Source organism: Exiguobacterium sp. SH5S4, from assembly GCF_004337045.1.
Taxonomy (GTDB): domain Bacteria; phylum Bacillota; class Bacilli; order Exiguobacteriales; family Exiguobacteriaceae; genus Exiguobacterium; species Exiguobacterium aurantiacum_A.
Genome location: NZ_SJUQ01000072.1, coordinates 1 through 418 on the forward strand (window position 1 = coordinate 1; position 418 = coordinate 418).

Annotated in this window: 1 protein-coding gene; it reads left to right on the top strand. The window is 69.4% G+C overall.

Going from position 1 to position 418, the window contains the following annotated elements:
• Nucleotides 1-418 (top strand): sensor histidine kinase (locus EVJ32_RS16020; protein WP_201740702.1); only part of this gene is annotated, 418 nt, incomplete at both ends.

Genomic DNA, 418 nt, shown 5'->3' on the forward strand with positions numbered 1-418 from the left:
GGCCGAGACCGTGCACCAGGCCCTGCATGAAGCACTGCCGCAGGCCGGCCCGGCACCGCGCGTACAACTGGCGATGACCGCCGAGCCGGTACAGGTACATGGCGATGCGCTGCTGTTGCGCGAGGCGATCAAGAACCTGGTCGACAACGCGTTGAAGTACGGTGGTGATGGGCCGTTGCAGATCGCATTTACCGTGGAAGGCGGGCAGGCCGTGCTGACCATCGCCGACCACGGTGCCGGCATTGCCGCCGCCGATGCCGAACGCGTGTTCGAGCGCTTCGCCCGTGGCGAAGGCGCGCCGTCCGGCGGCGCTGGGCTTGGCCTGGCCATCGTCAAGCGCGTGGTCGACAGCCATGGCGGTCGCATCGACCTCAGCAACCGTCCGCAGGGCGGGCTGGTCGCCACCATCCGCCTGCCC